The sequence below is a fragment of the Streptomyces hirsutus genome (genome assembly GCF_001418415.1).
Taxonomy (GTDB): domain Bacteria; phylum Actinomycetota; class Actinomycetes; order Streptomycetales; family Streptomycetaceae; genus Streptomyces; species Streptomyces hirsutus.
This window is the reverse complement of sequence record NZ_LIQT01000162.1, coordinates 1-16340: the sequence shown is the minus strand read 5'-3', so window position 1 is coordinate 16340 and position 16340 is coordinate 1. Positions and strand designations below refer to the sequence as shown.

The 16340-nt window shown below is 72.6% G+C and carries 16 protein-coding genes and 1 pseudogene; 11 read left to right on the top strand and 6 right to left on the bottom strand.

Annotation, left to right across the window (positions count from 1 at the left end):
* Window positions 1-352, top strand: a 352-nt coding sequence (locus AOK11_RS12985) for an ADP-ribosylglycohydrolase family protein (RefSeq protein WP_167353791.1), incomplete at its 5' end; no start/stop codon positions are given.
* A 31-nt stretch (window positions 353-383) separates the two neighbouring features.
* Here the strand turns inward: AOK11_RS12985 and AOK11_RS12980 are convergent.
* Together AOK11_RS12980 and AOK11_RS39755 are read right to left on the bottom strand one after the other, a co-directional pair.
* A complete protein-coding gene (locus AOK11_RS12980; RefSeq protein WP_055593842.1) occupies window positions 384-1076 on the bottom strand; it encodes a nucleotidyltransferase domain-containing protein in 693 nt (230 codons plus the stop codon).
* A 31-nt stretch (window positions 1077-1107) separates the two neighbouring features.
* Window positions 1108-1560, bottom strand: a pseudogene (locus AOK11_RS39755) (Rieske (2Fe-2S) protein); the annotation flags it as partial.
* 165 nt (window positions 1561-1725) lie between these two features.
* Here AOK11_RS39755 and aroH point away from each other — a divergent pair.
* The 5 genes from aroH (at window position 1726) to der (ending at window position 6279) form a co-directional block, all read left to right on the top strand.
* A complete protein-coding gene (gene aroH, locus AOK11_RS12975; protein WP_055593841.1) occupies window positions 1726-2088 on the top strand; it encodes a chorismate mutase in 363 nt (120 codons plus the stop codon).
* Window positions 2085-3170: a prephenate dehydrogenase gene (locus AOK11_RS12970; protein WP_055593840.1), complete on the top strand. Its 1086-nt coding sequence runs from the start codon at window positions 2085-2087 to the stop codon at window positions 3168-3170. Before aroH ends, AOK11_RS12970 begins: the two co-directional genes overlap by 4 nt.
* 230 nt (window positions 3171-3400) lie before the next feature.
* Complete coding sequence (cmk, locus tag AOK11_RS12965; RefSeq protein WP_055593839.1) at window positions 3401-4081, top strand: (d)CMP kinase; 681 nt, start codon at window positions 3401-3403, stop codon at window positions 4079-4081.
* Window positions 4078-4725, top strand: coding sequence for a lysophospholipid acyltransferase family protein (locus tag AOK11_RS12960; protein ID WP_055593838.1), 648 nt, complete (start codon window positions 4078-4080; stop codon window positions 4723-4725). Before cmk ends, AOK11_RS12960 begins: the two co-directional genes overlap by 4 nt.
* Before the next feature lie 75 nt (window positions 4726-4800).
* Window positions 4801-6279 carry a ribosome biogenesis GTPase Der gene (gene der, locus AOK11_RS12955; RefSeq protein WP_055593837.1) on the top strand — a complete coding sequence of 493 codons (1479 nt, stop codon included), beginning with the start codon at window positions 4801-4803 and terminating at the stop codon, window positions 6277-6279.
* A gap of 89 nt (window positions 6280-6368) precedes the next feature.
* Here der and AOK11_RS12950 read toward each other — a convergent pair whose 3' ends face one another.
* Entirely contained in the window at window positions 6369-6788 is a 420-nt protein-coding gene (locus tag AOK11_RS12950) for a hypothetical protein (RefSeq protein WP_055593836.1), read from the bottom strand.
* Window positions 6789-6919: 131 nt separating this feature from the next.
* Window positions 6920-7768 (bottom strand): hypothetical protein, encoded by an 849-nt coding sequence (locus AOK11_RS12945; protein WP_055593835.1) that lies wholly within the window; start codon window positions 7766-7768, stop codon window positions 6920-6922.
* A 559-nt stretch (window positions 7769-8327) separates the two neighbouring features.
* On the opposite strand from AOK11_RS12945, the gene AOK11_RS12940 reads away from it, so the two are divergent.
* The 3 genes from AOK11_RS12940 (at window position 8328) to AOK11_RS12930 (ending at window position 10808) form a co-directional block, all read left to right on the top strand.
* Entirely contained in the window at window positions 8328-9050 is a 723-nt protein-coding gene (locus tag AOK11_RS12940) for a LysM peptidoglycan-binding domain-containing protein (protein ID WP_055593834.1), read from the top strand.
* A 131-nt stretch (window positions 9051-9181) separates the two neighbouring features.
* Window positions 9182-10168: a helix-turn-helix transcriptional regulator gene (locus tag AOK11_RS12935; protein WP_055593833.1), complete on the top strand. Its 987-nt coding sequence runs from the start codon at window positions 9182-9184 to the stop codon at window positions 10166-10168.
* Window positions 10169-10592: 424 nt separating this feature from the next.
* On the top strand, window positions 10593-10808 hold the full coding sequence (locus AOK11_RS12930) for an I78 family peptidase inhibitor (RefSeq protein ID WP_055593832.1): 216 nt from the start codon (window positions 10593-10595) through the stop codon (window positions 10806-10808).
* Window positions 10809-10892: 84 nt separating this feature from the next.
* Here the strand turns inward: AOK11_RS12930 and AOK11_RS12925 are convergent, their stop codons facing one another.
* Together AOK11_RS12925 and AOK11_RS12920 are read right to left on the bottom strand one after the other, a co-directional pair.
* The gene (locus AOK11_RS12925; protein WP_055593831.1) at window positions 10893-11897 is read right to left on the bottom strand and encodes a phosphatase PAP2 family protein; all 1005 of its coding nucleotides are present in this window, start codon (window positions 11895-11897) and stop codon (window positions 10893-10895) included.
* A 267-nt stretch (window positions 11898-12164) separates the two neighbouring features.
* Complete coding sequence (locus AOK11_RS12920) at window positions 12165-13460, bottom strand: mannosyltransferase family protein (protein ID WP_055593830.1); 1296 nt, start codon at window positions 13458-13460, stop codon at window positions 12165-12167.
* A 319-nt stretch (window positions 13461-13779) separates the two neighbouring features.
* Between AOK11_RS12920 and AOK11_RS12915 the strand changes: the two genes are divergently transcribed.
* Both AOK11_RS12915 and AOK11_RS12910 read left to right on the top strand, forming a co-directional pair.
* Window positions 13780-15435: an MFS transporter gene (locus AOK11_RS12915; protein ID WP_055593829.1), complete on the top strand. Its 1656-nt coding sequence runs from the start codon at window positions 13780-13782 to the stop codon at window positions 15433-15435.
* Window positions 15436-15634: 199 nt separating this feature from the next.
* Window positions 15635-16340: acyl-CoA dehydrogenase family protein (locus AOK11_RS12910; RefSeq protein ID WP_206188829.1), on the top strand; the 706-nt coding region annotated here is incomplete at its 3' end.

The following is a 16340-nucleotide window of genomic DNA, read 5'->3' as shown; positions in this document are numbered from 1 at the left end:
CGAGCACTTCATCGCGCGCGGCTGGGACGAGTGCCTGGAGATCCTGGAACGCCTCCGGAGCGCCGTGCGCACCGTCTCGCCGGAGACCGACCCGTGCCTGGCGACGGGGGAGGGCTGGATCGCGGAGGAGGCCCTCGCGACCGGGCTGCTGTGCTTCCTGCTCTTCGTCGACGAACCGCTCACGGCCCTGCGCCGCGCCGCCTGCACCTCCGGCGACTCCGACTCCATCGCCTGCCTCGCGGGTGCCTTCGCGGGCGCCCACCTCGGCGCGGACGCCTGGCCGGACGCCTGGGCCGACCGCATCGAGTACCGGGACGAACTGCTGGCCCTGGGAGCGCTCTGGGACCTCTGAGGGGGAGCACGCAGGGCAAGGGGACGCCCGCCTACCCTGCCCGCAGGGCGGAAGCACGGCGGACGCGGACCAGGAAGTCCTCGATCCGGCGTCGGTCCGGTTGTGCCGGGAGCGGCGTACGGTGCAGCGCCTCAGCGGCCTCCTGCTCCAGCCGGGCCATCCGGGCTTCGACCTCGGACCAGGGCACCTCGCCCCGCTTCACCGCGAGCAGCGGCTCGCGGTGCTCGCCCACGTCGACGGTGAGGACGCCCGTGCGCAGCACGTCGCGGGCGGAGGCCAGCAGGCGGAGCAGATGCATCGCGTGCTTCCAGCGGGGCGCCCCGTGCACGCGGACGTCGGCCTCGAGTTTGCGGCGCTGGCCGTACGCGTACCGGGTGAACGTACCGTGGACCCGGCGGGAGAGGAACGCCCCGCGCAGGGCGAGCAGTTCGCGACCGGTGTCGTCGGCGTACTCCACGAACGGCGAGTGCAGGCACTCCAGGATGTTGGGGTTGGCGCGCAGGGCCAGCTCGCAGAAGCGTTCCAGCTCCCAGCTGAACTGTTCCTCGGCCGGGCCCTCGACATGGGTCGGCGGCTTGTCGAAGCGCCAGAACAGGGGAGTGGGAGCGAGGAAGACGCCCCGGCGGTCGGTGTCGCTGCCCTCCGTGGCCAGGCCGAAGGCACGCGAACCCATGACGCAGGCGTAGACCGTGTGGTCGCGGACCAGGAGCTCGGCGGAATGCATGCCCGGGAGCGTACGGGCCGGCTCGCGCCGGGCGAATCGAATTTCCCTCCACCGTGATCCGCTCCGCGGGCAGCGCCCCGGTGGCCGGCCCCCGCTCCACCGAGCCGTCGGTGATCCGGAACCGGCTGCCGTGGCAGGCGCAGTCGACCGTGCCGTCCGAGACGCTCGCCACCAGGCAGTTCCGGTGGGCGCAGATCGCCGAGAAGGCCTTGAAGTCGCCCTGCTCGGGCTGGGTCACCACCACCTTCTCGTCCTCGAGGAGCACGCCCCCGCCCACCGGGATGTCGTCGGTCGTGGCGAGGTCCCGCCCCGCCGAGCCTTCCGGTGCCGCGGTGTCCGAAGCGGTGTCCGGCGAGGAGCCGTCGCCGCCCCCGCCCCGTTCCCGCCGCAGTCGGCGGCCGGCGGCCGGCGCCGTCCCGCCTGTCGCGAGAAGGACCGTGCGTCGTGCGGTGCGCAGGGTCGTGCGTGGGGTCGTGCCAGTCATGCCGTCACTCCGGGGGAAGGAATCACCGGGAAGGGGGGATCTTCGTGAGATCACGGCGTTTTGCGCCGACCGTCTCGGCGGGCGGGCACCGGACACCCGCCGCGCCCGTTCTGACTAGGCTGGACGACCGAACAACCGATACGCACGTCAGCAAGGAGCAACGCCGTGGCGGTACGAGCGGTCCGGGGTGCCGTCCAGCTCGAGCGGGACGAGGCCGGCCACATGGAGGAACAGGTCGGCGCGCTGCTCACCGCAGTACTGGAACGCAACGATCTGGTCACGGACGACCTGATCAGCATCTGGTTCACCGCCACGCCCGACCTGCACAGCGACTTCCCGGCCGCCGCCGCCCGCAAGCTCGGCATCGTCGACGTCCCCCTGATCTGCGCCCAGGAACTGGACATCGAGGGCGCCCTGCCCCGCGTCGTCCGCATCCTCGCGCACATCGAGTCCGACCGGCCGCGCGCCGAGATCGCCCATGTGTACCTCGGCGCCGCGGCGGCCCTGCGCAAGGACATCGCCCAGTGAGAACCGCGCTCGTCATCGGTACCGGACTGATCGGCACGTCCGCCGCCCTCGCCCTGTCCCAGCGGGGCGTCACCGTCCACCTCGTCGACCACGACCCGGAACAGGCCCGTACGGCCGCCGCGCTCGGCGCCGGCACCGAGGGACCCCCCGAGGGGCCGGTGGACCTGGCGATCGTCGCCGCCCCGCCCGCCCACGTGGCCCGGGTGCTCGCCGACGCCATGGAGCGAGGGGTGGCACGGGGTTACATCGACGTCGCCAGCGTCAAGGGCGGACCGCGCCGCGAGCTGGAGCAGTGCGGGCTCGACCTCTCGGCGTACATCGGCACACACCCCATGTCCGGTCGTGAGAAGTCCGGCCCGCTGGCGGCCGGCGCGGACCTCTTCGAGGGCCGCCCCTGGGTGCTCACGCCCACCCGGGACACCGACACCGAGGTGCTGAACCTCGCCCTCGAGCTGGTCTCGCACTGCAGGGCAGTCCCGGTCGTCATGGACGCCGACGCCCACGACCGCGCGGTGGCCCTGGTCTCCCACATGCCGCACCTGGTGGCCGGCATGGTCGCCGCACGCCTGGAGCACGCCGAGGAGGCCGCCGTGCGGCTGTGCGGGCAGGGCATCCGGGATGTGACCAGGATCGCGGCTTCCGACCCCCGGATGTGGATCGACATCCTCTCCGCGAACCCCGGCCCGGTCGCCGACCTGCTCACCGACATCGGCTCCGACCTGGAGGAGACCGTACGGGCCCTGCGCGCGCTGCAGTCCTCCGACGAGGACAAGCGGCGCGAGGGCAGCACCGGCATCGAGGACGTGCTGCGCCGCGGCAACGCCGGCCAGATCCGGGTCCCCGGCAAGCACGGCTCGGCCCCGCGTGCGTACGAGATTGTGGCGGTGCTCATCGACGACCAGCCGGGACAGCTGGCGCGTATCTTCGCGGACGCCGGCCGTGCGGGCGTCAACATCGAGGACGTCCGTATCGAGCACGCGACCGGGCAGCAGGCCGGTCTGGTACAGCTCATGGTGGAGCCCCAGGCGGCTCCGGTGCTCACCGCGGCGCTGCGGGAGCGGGGCTGGTCCATCCGGCAGTAGCACCTGCCGGACGGTGGCCGGCGGACGGCGGATGCCGTCCGCGGCGGGCGGACGACGACGGCCGGCGGGCGGCCGAGCACGGGTGCCGCAGGCGGGTCCGGCGCCGATCCCCGGAGCGGTCGCGTCCCCGTCCCCGGGTACGGCCGATCGGGGGACGCACACCCAGTAACCTTGTGCAGGGCGGTTTCGCGCCCCGCTCCCCGCCAGCCAGGTCCAGGAAGGTCCCCACTGTGGAAAGCTCCACGCCAGTGATTGTCGCCATCGACGGCCCGTCCGGCACGGGCAAGTCGAGCACGTCGAAGGCCGTGGCGGCACAGCTCGGCCTGAGCTACCTGGACACCGGCGCCCAGTACCGGGCGATCACCTGGTGGATGGTCATCAACGGCATCGACACCGCCGACCCCTCCGCGATCGCCGCCGCGGCCGGCAAGCCCGAGATCCTCTCCGGCACCGACCCGGAGAAGCCCACCATCACGGTCGACGGCGTCGATGTGGCCGGCCCGATCCGCGAGCAGGACGTCACCTCCAAGGTCAGCGCGGTCAGCGCGGTGCCCGAGGTGCGCACCCGGATCACCGAGCTGCAGCGCTCCATCGCGGCCTCCGCCGTCACCGGCATCGTCGTCGAGGGCCGCGACATAGGGACCACCGTGCTGCCCGACGCCGACCTGAAGATCTTCCTCACCGCCTCCCCGGAGGCGCGGGCCGCCCGCCGCAGCGGTGAGCTCAAGGGCGCCGACCTGCACGCCACGCGCGAGGCCCTGGTCAAGCGGGACGCGGCCGACTCCAGCCGCAAGACCTCCCCGCTGGCCAAGGCGGACGACGCGGTCGAGGTGGACACCACCGACCTGACCCTGCAGCAGGTCATCGAGTGTGTCGTCACCCTCGTCGAGGAGAAGCGAGCCGGCCGGTGACCGAGGTTCCGTCGGCGCGGGGCGCCGAGGTCGGGCGGCGGATCGGCGTCGGCCTGATGTACGGCTTCTGGAAGCCGCGCGTGCTGGGTGCCTGGCGGGTGCCCGCGACCGGGCCGGTGCTCCTCGCCGTGAACCACTCCCACAACATCGACGGTCCGATGGTCATGGGAGTGGCACCCCGGCCCACGCACTTCCTGATCAAGCAGGAGGCGTTCATCGGGCCGCTCGACCCGTTCCTGACCGGCATCGGCCAGGTGAAGGTGGACCGGAACACCACCGACCGCACGGCCATCTCCCGGGCGCTGGGGGTCCTGCAACAGGGCGGAGTCCTCGGTATCTTCCCCGAGGGCACCCGAGGCGAGGGCGACTTCGCCTCGCTGCGCGCGGGGCTCGCCTACTTCGCCCTGCGCGGCGGCGCGCCGATCGTGCCCGTCGCCGTCCTGGGAAGTTCCGGGCAGGGCGGACGGTTGATAAAGGCACTGCCTCCGCTGCGCTCCCGCGTCGACGTCGTCTTCGGCGACCCGTTCGACGCGGGGGACGGCAGCGGACGGCGTACCCGCAAGGCGCTGGACGAGGCGACCGAGCGCATCCAGAAGCAGCTCACCGCGCACCTGGAAAACGCCAGGCGCCTCACCGGGCGCTAGCGGACACTGAGTAGTGGAACGCCCGGAATCGGGTGTTCCACCGACCACCACGATGAACAACGAGGTACGGACTTCATGAACGACCACATCCAGCCCGACGGCTCGGCCGAGCACGAGCACGAGCACGGGGCGCTCGGCGACGCCGAGTTCGCGGAGTTCATGGAGCTCGCCGCGGAGGAGGGCTTCGACCTCGAGGACGTCGAGGGCGCCATCGAGGCGGCCGGCCACGGCCCGCTGCCCGTGCTCGCCGTCGTCGGCCGCCCCAATGTCGGCAAGTCGACCCTGGTGAACCGCATCATCGGCCGCCGCGAGGCGGTCGTCGAGGACAAGCCGGGCGTCACCCGCGACCGCGTCACCTACGAGGCCGAGTGGTCGGGCCGCCGCTTCAAGGTCGTCGACACCGGCGGCTGGGAGCAGGACGTCCTCGGCATCGACGCCTCCGTGGCGGCGCAGGCCGAGTACGCGATCGAGGCGGCCGACGCCGTCGTGTTCGTGGTGGACGCCAAGGTGGGCGCGACCGACACCGACGAGGCCGTCGTCCGGCTGCTGCGCAAGGCCGGCAAGCCGGTCGTCCTGTGCGCCAACAAGGTGGACGGCCAGAGCGGCGAGGCCGACGCCTCCTACCTGTGGTCCCTGGGCCTGGGCGAGCCGCACCCGGTCTCCGCCCTGCACGGCCGCGGCACCGGCGACATGCTGGACCAGGTCCTGGAGGCGCTGCCGGAGGCCCCCGCGCAGACCTTCGGCACGGCGGTCGGCGGTCCGCGCCGGATCGCCCTGATCGGCCGCCCGAACGTCGGCAAGTCCTCGCTGCTGAACAAGGTCGCCGGCGAGGAGCGCGTCGTCGTCAACGAGATCGCCGGCACCACCCGCGACCCGGTCGACGAACTGATCGAGCTGGGCGGAAAGACCTGGAAGTTCGTCGACACCGCGGGCATCCGCAAGCGCGTCCACCTCCAGCAGGGCGCCGACTACTACGCCTCGCTGCGCACCGCGGCCGCCGTCGAGAAGGCCGAGGTCGCCGTCGTCCTCCTCGACGCCGCCGACTCCATCTCCGTGCAGGACCAGCGCATCGTCACCATGGCGGTCGAGGCGGGGCGCGCGCTCGTCCTCGCGTTCAACAAGTGGGACACCCTCGACGAGGAGCGCCGCTACTACCTGGAGCGGGAGATCGAGACCGAGCTCGGCCAGGTCGTCTGGGCGCCGCGGGTGAACGTGTCGGCCCGCACCGGACGCCACATGGAGAAGCTGGTCCCGGCGATCGAGACGGCCCTCGCGGGCTGGGAGACCCGCGTCCCGACGGGCAGGCTGAACGCCTTCCTCGGCGAGCTGGTCGCCGCCCACCCGCACCCCGTGCGGGGCGGCAAGCAGCCGCGCATCCTGTTCGGCACGCAGGCGGGCACCAGGCCGCCGCGGTTCGTGCTGTTCGCCTCCGGCTTCATCGAGGCGGGCTACCGGCGGTTCATCGAGCGACGGCTGCGCGAGGAGTTCAGCTTCGAGGGCACCCCCATCCACATCTCGGTGCGGGTGCGCGAGAAGCGCGGCAAGAAGAAGTGACGTCACGACGGCACACAGCGTGAAGGGGGCGGTCCCCATGGGGACCGCCCCCTTCACGCTGTGTCGTCGGCAGACCCGGTGGCCCTTGGTCAGGCTTCCCGACGCGGGGCCGGAGGCAGTGCCGCCGGGACGTGGTGCCTCCCGATGGCGTGCCGGCCGACCGCCGAGACACGCTGCCACTGCGGCTGCTGCCCCGCGCTCTGCCGGGCGCTGCTCGCCCCCGCGCTGTAGGCGCCGTACGACCCGCCGCCGACGGAACCGCCGAAGGTCCCCGAACCGTGGCCGACGGGCGAGCCCGTACTGCGCGGGGCGCCTCCGAAGGCGGTGAAGCCCAGCTTCTCCTCGCCGCTGCGGTCACCCGGCAGTGAGCGGAAGGACTTCACGTACTCGGCGTAGAGCGCGTCGTAGATGGGCGTGGCCGAAGGGCCGCCCGCCGAGTCCTGAGCCGATCGTACGGGGGCGGGGACCAACGGGAAGGGCTGGCGGCGGGGAGCGTCGTATGCGTGCACGTATCTCCAAACGACCCCGCCCGATAAGGGATGCGGCCGGGGTACGGGTTTTCGCCGGTCACCGGCCTGCGGGCCGGCAGGCCGGGTGCCAGCCGTCGGTCATCGGCCATCGGCTGTCCGCCGTCCGCCGGTCAGAGACCGGCGAGCGGCAGCGCTGCCGTGACCAGCCTTCCGTTCGCCGCGGCCCTGTCCAGCGCGTCGCGCAGCAGGTCCTCGCGCGGCTGACGGCCGATCGAGCCGACCGGAGCCGCGAACAGCAGCACCTGCTGGTGCTTGTTGGCGGCCGCCCGCCAGCCCTCGGTGACCTGGAGCGGCTGGTGCGCCTGCCACCAGGCCACGGGCTGCCCGCCGTTCGGGTTCGGCTGGAGCACCGCGTGCAGCTGTCCCACGGCCAGCAGAACCGACCAGCCGTGCAGCACGGACGGCGCGGTGGACAGCTCGGTCACGGGCATGAAGCCCTGCTCGATGAGCAGCGGCAGGAAGTCGTCGCCGGACCCTAGGGCACCGGGCCGCGCCACCGGGGAGGTCGGCTCGACGACGAGGGCCGGGTGCAACTCCCCGGCGATCAGGACCAGTCCGCTGGTCACGCCGAGCACGGCCTGCTCGGGCACGACGTACGGCGCCGCGGCCTGATAGGGAGCGGCCTGCGCCGGGGCCGTCTGTGCGGCCTGTGCGTTCTGCACGGGCGCCGTCGGGGCCGCGGCGTCGCCGCTGATGGACCGCACGGCGCCCCGGAGTTGCTCCTCGGTGACCTGGACGACCTGCGAGGGCAGGCAGGTGGAATGGGCGAAGGCGAGGACGGCGGTCTCGTCCCCGACGAACAGGACGGTGCTGGTCCGCTCCTGCTCGGGATCGCCCGGTGTGCGGCAGGAGGTGCAGTCGTAACCGCCCGGGGCGGAATCTCCCGCGAGCAGGCGGTCGGCTTCTTCGTCGCCGATCTCGGCGCGTACCTCGTTGCTGACGTCGAGCATGCGCGGCACGGGTGGCTCCCTCGGGATGCGGTGCGTGGCGAGTCCGGGTGGGTCCCGGCCCGTGGTCCGGGGGCGGGCCCCCGACTCATACAGATGACAACGGGTGATCTGTGGCGGGAGTCACGCCCGGGAGGGAACGGAATCGAACCATCCTGCGCACACGGTCACTTCCAGCTCGGAACCGGGCACTCATCGTCAACTGACCTCCGTGTCAACGCTGTTGACCGGGTGAAGTGGCTCACAGGGCATGCGTCCCGCTGGTCAATAAATCATGAAATCAGTGAATGAAGTGGGTGTCCTGAAATTGACGCTACCGAGGGTAATGCCGAACTGGCCTGCGAAGACGGGGAGTTGCTTGATGCCGACCCGGTCGGCTGCCTAGATTCCTCCGCCGTGTGCAGCTAGCACCGCTCGGGAACGTCCGCCGACCGCACCAGCCGGATCCTTCGCACCACCGGATCCCTCGCACGACCCGACGGCGGACGGGGCGAGCGCGACACGCCGCGTCCCGTGACGCGGCGGTGGCGCTCCGCTCCGGGGGACCCCGGGTCCGTGGAGAGGGAACCACATGTCCGATTGTGCCGACACCACCCGCGACGACGCCCGCAGGACCCGGAAGACCCAGAAGCCCCGTACGGCGGCGGCTCTGGCCGGCGCGGCACTGCTCGCGCCCCTCGGAATGCTGGCCTCGGCCGGCAGCGCCACGGCGGCGGACAGCGGAGTGTGGGACCGCATCGCCCGGTGCGAGAGCGGCGGCAACTGGCACATCAACACCGGCAACGGCTACTACGGCGGGCTCCAGTTCTCCGCCTCCACCTGGCGCGCGTACGGCGGCACGGCCTACGCGCCGACCGCCGACCGGGCCACCAAGGCCCAGCAGATCACCATCGCCGCCGAGGTCCAGCGCGGCCAGGGGTGGGGCGCCTGGCCCACCTGCTCGGCACGTGCCGGGGCGTCCGGGAGCGCACCCGGTGCCGGCTCGGTGACCGCCCGGGAAGCCCCGGCGAAGCCCGCGAAGCCGGCGGAGTCCTCCCGGCGGTCGACGTCGTCGGACCGGCCGACCCGGCCGGAGCAGCCGAACCGGTCGGTCCCGTCGAAGGCGCCCGCTCAGTCGTCGGGCGACGCGGACCGGAGTTCGTCCGGCGAAAACTGCACCGTCCGCGCGGGCGACACGCTGAGCGCCATCGCCGTCCGGTACGGCACCACCTGGCAACAGCTGTACGCCGCCAACAAGGCCGTCATCGGCGGCGACCCCGACATGATCCTGCCCGGCCGGCGTCTCGTGCTCTGATCCGCCCCGGACGCACCGGGTGGTGAGGTGGGACAAGGCCCCGTCCGGGCGGCCGCCGGATCCCGGCGTCCGGGCGGGGGCCCACCTCCTTGCGGACAGTGGCTGTCCGCGAAGGCTGACAGACTCGGCCCATGGTGGAGACCTCGGCACGACTGCTGCGACTGTTGTCCCTGCTCCAGGCCCACCGCGAGTGGTCCGGCGCCGATCTGGCCGGGCGGCTCGGGGTCAGTTCCCGGACCCTGCGCCGCGACGTGGACCGGCTCCGCACGCTCGGCTACCCCGTCAACGCCAGCCCCGGAACCGGCGGCGGCTACCAGCTGGGCGCGGGCGCCGAACTGCCGCCGCTGCTGCTGGACGACGACGAGGCCGTCGCCGTCGCGGTAGGACTGCGCACGGCGGCCGGACAGGGTATCGAAGGCATCGGGGAGACCTCCGTGCGGGCCCTGGCCAAGCTGGAACAGGTGCTGCCGGACCGGCTGCGCCGCCGGGTGGGCACCCTGAACGCCGTCACCGTGCCGATGCTGCGCGGACCGGGCGCCGACGCCGTCGACCCGGCCGTGCTCACCGAACTCGCCCAGCTCTGCCGCGACACCGAACGCCTGCGTTTCGAATACCGCGGCCACGACGGCGTGACGAGCCGCCGCACCGTGGAACCGCACCGTCTGGTGTGCTCGGAACGCCGTTGGTACCTGGTGGCCTGGGACCTCGGCCGCGAGGACTGGCGCACCTTCCGGGTGGACCGCCTCACCCCGAAGCCCCCGCACGGTCCGCGCTTCGTCCCGCGTGAGCCCCCGGCCGAAGATCTGGCCGCCTATGTGTCCCGGGGCGTCTCCACGCGCGTGTACGCCTCGCAGGCCGCGATACGGCTGCTGGTGCCCGTCGAGGAGGCCACGGAGCGGATCTCGCCCTCCGTCGGCACGCTCCGGGCGGAAGGACCGGACGCCTGTGTCCTGACCACCGGGGCGGCGAGCTTCGACGCCCTGGTGGTCCACGTGATGCTGCTGGGCTTCGAGTTCGAGGTGCTGGAGCCGGCCGGGCTGACCGACGCGATCACCACGGCCCGCGACCGGCTCTCCCGCGCCCTGGCCCGGGCGGAGGGATCCGGCGCGGCGAGCTGACGCCGGATCCCTCCGCCCGGATCGTGCCGAGCGGAGCCGGACCGGGCGGAGCCGCGCAGGGCCGGTCCGGGCCCGCCCGTACCGGGCGGCGGTGTGGGTGGATCGTGTGAAGGAACCACGAGTTTCCCCGCGGTCCCGCCCTCCAGGGGCGCACCTGTCGTCCCGCCGACGGAATGGAATGGCTCGAACGGCCCGGGGTGTTTCTTCAGGGGCACTCCGCCGGGTTTATCCGAGACCTCGGAGCGGTGTCCGGGAATTACGTTCGACCGCGCTCGGAGAGGCTTCGAATCACCCATTCGTGTGATGGGTGTGGGCATAAACGTCTGTCGTGATCCTGTGACAGAAGTGTGACCGCCGGGGGATCCCGGGCAAGTGTTCCCGGTCCGGCCTTCCCCGTCCGCCGGGCAGGGCATAGCGTGACCGTATGGCACCCATTCCGACACCTTCCGCGGAACCCGACGACAGCCCGGACGCCTATGTGGGCCTGCCCGTGGACCGGGCCGAACGCCTCGCGCGCGAGCGCGGCTGGGCGACGGTCCGGGCGCTGCAGCCGGGGACGATCATCACCATGGAGTACCGCGTGGGACGGCTGAACTTCGAGGTGAAGGACGGCACGGTGGCGCGGTCCTGGAAGGGCTGAGGCACGGCGACGGCCCCGGTTCCACGAGGGAACCGGGGCCGAGGTGCGCGTACCGTGCTGTCGCCGCGGGGCCCGGCGGGACCGTCAGGAGCGGGTTGCCGGGGTGTTGCCGCGCGGATGGCGTTCGCCGTGCGGCGGGCGGCGGCTGCCGGCCGGAGTGGACGGCGCGCGCTCCGCGCGCGTCGAGTGCGGTCCCGGCGCCAGGTAGGCGGGCGTCCGTCCGGCCGGACGGGACGCGGAGACCGGTTCGGGGGCCGCGCCGGCCTCACGGCCGGTGAGTGGCTTGAGCATGACCGGCGTCGCGACGGGGGCCGCGGGCGCCGCCCGGCCCCGCCGGGCGTACCAGCGGTCGCGCCAGCCGAAGATCCGGTCCTCGGCACGGGCGATCAGCGGCTCGAACCAGGGCAGGGCCAGCAGGATCAGCAGACCCGCCACCCAGCCGAGCAGGACGTCGCTCAGCCAGTGGGTGCCGAGGTAGACGGTGGACAGCCCGACGCCGAGCGAGGTCACCGCGGACACGGCGGACAGCCAGCGCCTCGTTCTCGGAGTGGAGGCCAGATAGGCCAGGATTCCCCAGGTCACCACCGCGTTCGCGGTGTGACCGCTGGGAAATATGCTGCCGCCGAGCCACATCTCGCTGGAGCCGATCTCGGTCGCGTAATGCGGTCCGAGGCGTCCCATGCCGTACTTCGCGGCACCCACGGTGACGTTGAGCAGCAGCAGGGAGACCGCGAGCGCGAGCAGGGGGCGCAGGGTGTGCTGCCGCCAGGAGCGCCAGCCCAGCCAGGCCGCCACCATCACCGCGGTCGGACCGCGCTGGCCGAGCACCACGTAGTAGTCGACGAAAGCGTGCAGCTCCGCCCACTGCTCGTACGGGCGGAAGAACATCACCTGCCAGTCCAGCCGGACCAGCCAGGACGTGATGACGACGGCCCACACGATCGCCACGTAGAAGGCCAGGGTGGAGCCGAAAAGCACCATCCGGTGCCGGCTCATTCGAGGCACGTCGATGTGGGCCGGTCGTTCCGGCTCACGATCCAGCCTCGCGAACACCCGGTCCAGACGGGTGGTCTTCCGTTCGGTACGCACCCAATCGACGTTACAGGGAGTGAGCGCCCAGCCCTGTCGAATCAGCGGCTTTGTGATGACGATGTGATGTGGGATTGCTCTCAAGGCGGCCTTTATTCTCCGCGAATCGGTAATCGCCGACCGTCATCGCCTTCAATTCTTTTGATCATTCGAAGGGGCATTTTTATCGCGCTTTTGGAATGCGTTCACCGAAGACCGGCGCGGATTTTCCCCGGCGCTCACCGTCCGTCTGCCCGGGGAGGGAGCGGGCAGGACCCGCGGGGCCGGTCAGGGCGGCCCGGAACCGTTCAGCCAGAAGGCGCCGTACACCGCCGAGACCACCGCGACGGACCCCACCACCAGCGCCGACCTGGGCGTACGCAGCCGTGCCAGGGTCAGTGCGAGGGGCAGCAGCAAGGGGAAGGCGGGCATCAGCAGGCGCGGTTTCGAGCCGAAGTAGCTCGACGCGCAGAGGGCGAGGATCGTGACCGCGCCGGCGTACACCAGCAGCGGGAGCGGCTGCCGCTGCCGTACACAGAGGACGTACAGCCGCACCAGCAGGCCGACCCCGAGGACCAGCCCGAGCCCCGCCGGGACCGACGGGAACGACGTGAACTTCTCCGCCGTGAACCGGGCGAAGGCAAAACCGCCGTCGAACCCGTTCCGCCAGCCCGCCTGTACGTCGAGATACCCGAACGGGCCCTTCCCGGTCCGGTGTCCGACCCACAGAACGTAACCGGCGGCACCGAGCGGAGCGACGAACAGGCCGAGCGCCCGGCGGACGACCACGCCGGGAGCGCCCGGCAGGACGGGCGCGCCCCCGGCGGAAGGCACGCGCGGGGTGTCCCCGCCCGGGGCGGCGCGTTCCCCGCAGCGCGCGCCGTCCACCGCCGCCGCGCCACGGCTCCCCCCGAACGAGCGGTGCTCCTCCCCGGCACCGCGACGGTCCTGCAGGAAGGAGACGGCGCCCGCCGCCCAGACCGCCGCGACCACCGCCAGTCCGACTGGGCGGGTCAGACCGGCCAGCGACGCCAGGATCCCGGCCGTCACCCAGCGCCCGGTCAGCACCGCGTACAGCGACCAGGCGGCGAGCGCCGTGAACAGGGACTCGCTGTACGCCATCGACTGGACGACCCCGACCGGCAGCACCGCCCAGAGCAGCACCGCGCAGACCCCGGCCCGCGGCCCGTGCACATGGTCCGCCACCGCGAAGATTCCCCACGCCGCGGCGAGCGAGGCCAGCGCGGCGACCACGAAGCCCCCGTCCGCGTACGACAGCGGCGACACCGCCGCCACCAGCCGCTCCAGCCAGGGGAGCAGGGGGAAGAAGGCCAGGTTCGAGTGCACGTCCCCGTTCGCCAGGCGGACCTCGTAGCCGTACCCCAGCTCCGCGACCCTCGTGTACCAGAGGGCATCCCAGCGGGCCGTGAGTAAGGTGTACGCGTTCCTGCCGCGTGCCTCGCTCCACAGGGCCAGGACGAGGAGGCCCAGGGTGCGCACCGCCGCGTACCCGAGGAGCGCCGGCGCGGCCCTGCGCAGTGCTCCGGGGCGGACCGGTGCGGCACGCGTCTCGAGATCCGTCACGGGCCCGATTATCGACCGGGTGCGCGGCCGGTCCGTCCCGGCCGGTCCGTCCCGCGGGTGTGCGAACCCCGGAGCGGGCCCCGGAGCGGGCCCCGGAGCGGTCCGCGGAAGCCGCGCGGAAGTGGTGTACGCCACACCTGTCGGCCGCAGATGTGAGAGGCCTGCCACTCAATACCGGCCCGGCCTCGCGTACGCTGCCTGTCACTCGCCGTTCGTTGCGCGGGCCGGAGTTCGTACCGTTCCTCTCCGGCCGAGTCACGGGGGAGTCCCCCACCCCGTGAGCCCGCCGAGGGCGAGGGAACATCTGGGAGGTCTGTACATGTCCGGGACGACCACGGCCGCCTCACTGCGCCGTCGGGCGGCCGGGGCCGGTGCCAACCGCTGGGTGGTACTCGTCGTCCTCTGCGTCAGTCTGCTGCTCGTCGCCGTCGACGCCACCGTGCTGCATGTGGCGGTCCCCGCCGTCACCGAGGACCTCAGGCCCGGCGCGATGGAACTGCTCTGGATCGTCGACGCCTACCCGCTGGTCTGCGCCTCGCTGCTGATCCTCTTCGGCACACTGGGCGACCGGGTCGGCCGCAGACGCGTTCTCCTGCTCGGCTACGCCCTGTTCGGCCTGGCCTCCGGGACGGCGGCCCTCGCGGACAGCGCGCCGGTGCTGATCGCGGCGCGGGCGCTGCTCGGCGTCGGCGGCGCGATGATCATGCCCGCGACGCTGTCGATCCTGCGGCAGGTCTTTCCCGAACGGCGCGAGCGGGCGCTCGCCATCGGTGTCTGGAGCGCGGTGGCCGCGGTGGGCGCGGCGGTCGGACCGCTGCTCGGCGGCTTTCTGCTCGAGCACTTCTGGTGGGGCTCGGTCTTCCTCATCAACATTCCGCTGATGCTGGTCAGCCTCCCGGTGGGACGGTTCCTGCTGCCCGAGTCGAAGGGCGACGGCACCGGTCCCTGGGACGTGACGGGCGCGCTGACGGCCGCCGCCGGACTGTTCGCGGTGGTCCTCGGCGTGAAGCGGCTCGGCGGTGAATCCGCCGGGGGCCTGTGGACCGTACTGGTGCTGGCCGTGGGCGCCGTCCTGCTGGCCGCCTTCGTCCGCAGGCAGCGGCGACGCGCGCACCCGCTGGTCGACCTGCGCCTGTTCGCCCGGCCGGCGTTCAGCACGTCGGTGGGCTGCATCGTGCTGGCGATGCTCGCCCTGGTCGGACTGGAACTGATCGCCGCGCAGTACCTCCAACTCGTCCTCGGGCTCTCTCCGCTGGAGACCGGACTGCGACTGGTGCCGCTGACGTTCGCCGCGATGGCGGCGGGGCTGGCGGGCGCGCGGCTGCTGCGCCGGTTCGGACCGCGCCGCATGGTCTTCTCCGGCTTCTGTCTGACGGCCGCGGCGGTCCTGCTGCTGACCCCGATGGGCGAGCAGGACAACCGGGCCCTCCTGCTGGGCGGGTTCGTCCTGCTCGGCTTCGGCCTGGAGACCACGTTGTTCGGGGCGTACGAGTCGATGCTGAGCGAGGCGCCCCCGCAGCAGGCGGGCGGGGCCGCCGCCATAGGCGAGACCTCGTACCAGCTGGGCGCCGGAATGGGGATAGCGCTCCTCGGCAGCGTGATGAACGCGGCCTACGCGCCCGGCCTCGAAGAGGTCGCCGGGGTACCCGCCTCGGAGTCCTCGGCGGCGCGGCACTCGCTGGGCGAGGCCTACGAGGTCGCCGCCCAGCTGGGCGGGCCCGCCGGAGCCGCCCTGCGGGACGCGGCCCGCCACGCCTTCGTGCACGGGCTGCACGTGACCCTGCTGGCCAGCGCGGTCCTGCTGCTGCTCGGGGCCGTGATGGCGCTGCGATTGCCGCGGACGATGCAGTGCGAGCCGGTGACCGCCGGGGAAATGCCCGCCGGAGCGCCCTCGGACGGACCCGCCCGGGCCCCGGCCGAGGTGGCCGATGTCCCCACGCCCAGGGAGGCCGCGGAGTCCCGCGTCTCGGTGTGAGGCATGCCGCGGGACAGCCGGGTGGACGTGCGCGACACCGCGTCGTAACGTCGGCCCGAACCTGACTGGCAGCACCAGTCGAGCAGCACGAGCCGCATCCGCACCGGTCGTATCCGCACCGGCCGAGTCCTGCCGGCCGCATCGGTACCGGCCGCGTCCGCCCGGATCCGCACCGGCCCGATCGCCCCGGAGAGTGTCCATGTCCGCGTCCGCGAAGTCGCCCCCCTTCGACCCGGCCGACCCGCTCGGCCTCGACGACCTGCTGGAGCCGGAGGACCTGGCCGTCCGGGACACCGTGCGTGCCTGGGCGGGGGACCGGGTGCTGCCGTACGTCGCCGACTGGTACGAGAAGGGCGAACTGCCCGGTATCCGCGAGCTGGCCCGGGAACTCGGCGGGATCGGCGTGCTCGGCATGCCGCTCAGCGGCTACGGCTGCGCGGGCGCCTCGGCCGTGCAGTACGGGCTCGCCTGTCTGGAGTTGGAGGCCGCCGACTCCGGCATCCGGTCCCTGGTCTCCGTGCAGGGCTCGCTCGCCATGTACGCGATCCACCGGTTCGGCAGCGAGGAGCAGAAGCAGCGGTGGCTGCCGGGGATGGCCGCCGGCGAGATCATCGGCTGCTTCGGGCTCACCGAACCCGACCACGGCTCCGACCCCGCCGCCATGCGGACCCACGCCAAGCGCGACGGCGGGGACTGGGTGCTGAACGGCCGCAAGATGTGGATCACCAACGGCTCCGTCGCCGACGTCGCCGTGGTGTGGGCGCAGACCGACGACGGGATCCGTGGCTTCGTGGTGCCCACCGGCAACGCCGGGTTCTCGGCGCCCGAGATCAAGCACAAGTGGTCGCTGCGCGCCTCCGTCACCAGCGAGCTGGTGCTCGACGACGTACGGCTGCCCGCCGACG